The organism is Benzoatithermus flavus (assembly GCF_037908215.1).
Lineage (GTDB): Bacteria > Pseudomonadota > Alphaproteobacteria > Geminicoccales > Geminicoccaceae > Benzoatithermus > Benzoatithermus flavus.
Genome location: NZ_JBBLZC010000068.1, coordinates 1 through 1,203, shown reverse-complemented (window position 1 = coordinate 1,203; position 1,203 = coordinate 1). Strand labels below are relative to the sequence as shown.

1 protein-coding gene is annotated in these 1,203 nt (G+C 69.2%); it reads left to right on the top strand.

What is annotated here, in order from left to right; genetic code table 11:
• Nucleotides 1-256 precede the first annotated feature (256 nt).
• Nucleotides 257-1,203 (top strand): acetyl-CoA C-acetyltransferase (locus U1T56_RS24075; protein ID WP_418162029.1); only part of this gene is annotated, 947 nt, incomplete at its 3' end.

Below are 1,203 nucleotides of genomic sequence, written 5' to 3'. Positions count from 1 at the left end.
GGAGGAGCGGGCCGAGGACAGCTCGCGCTTCATGCGCCAGGAGATCCAGCGCTACCTCGACAAGTACTGGGGCAAGGCACCCCGGCGCTAGGCCCGACGGTCGGGCGCGCTCGGCCCGGATCGAGGCCGCGCGACGGAAGACCCTTGCCTCCGCGCGGTTATCGGCGGATGTAGGCTGAGCGCATTCAGCAGGTGCGTGCGGACCTGCGACCCGTCGGATCGCGTGCGCCTGCCGTCTCGAGGAAAGGAGACCAGCATGACCGATGTCGTCATCGTAGCCGCGGCCCGGACCGCCATCGGCGCCTTCAACGGTGGCCTGAGCAGCCTGCCGGCGCACGAGCTGGGCGCCGTCGTCATCAAGGAGGTGCTGGACCGCGCCAAGGTCGATCCGGCCGAGGTCTCGGACGTCGTCATGGGCCAGGTACTGACCGCGGGCCAGGGCCAGAACCCGGCCCGGCAGGCTTCGGTCAAGGCAGGCCTGCCGATCGAGACCCCGGCGATCACCATCAACCAGGTCTGCGGCTCGGGCCTGCGTGCCGTCGCCATGGGCTTCCAGGCGATCCGCTCGGGCGATGCCCGCATCGTGGTCGCGGGCGGCCAGGAGAGCATGAGCCTCTCCACCCACTGCGCCTATCTCAGGAGCGGGGTGAAGATGGGGGCTCTCGAGATGATCGATACCATGATCAAGGACGGGCTGTGGGATGCCTTCAACGGCTACCACATGGGCACCACCGCCGAGAACGTCGCCCGCCAGTGGCAGATCACCCGCGAGCAGCAGGACCAGTTCGCGGCCGAATCGCAGCGCAAGGCGGCGGAGGCGCAGGCTTCGGGCCGGTTCAAGGAGGAGATCGTCCCGGTCACGGTGAAGACCCGCAAGGGCGAGGTGGTGGTCGACACGGACGAGCATCTGAAGCCCGGCACCACGCTCGAGACCCTCGCCAAGCTCCGCCCCGCCTTCTCGAAGGACGGTACGGTCACCGCCGGCAATGCTTCGGGCATCAACGACGGTGCTTCGGTCACGATTCTGATGAGCGCCGAGGAGGCGCAGCGGCGTGGGCTCGAGCCCCTCGCGCGCGTGGTCGCCTGGGCCACGGCCGGGGTCGATCCGGCGGTGATGGGCACAGGTCCCATCCCGGCCTCGCGCAAGGCGCTCGAGAAGGCCGGCTGGAAGGTGGACGATCTCGACCTGATCGAGGCCAACGA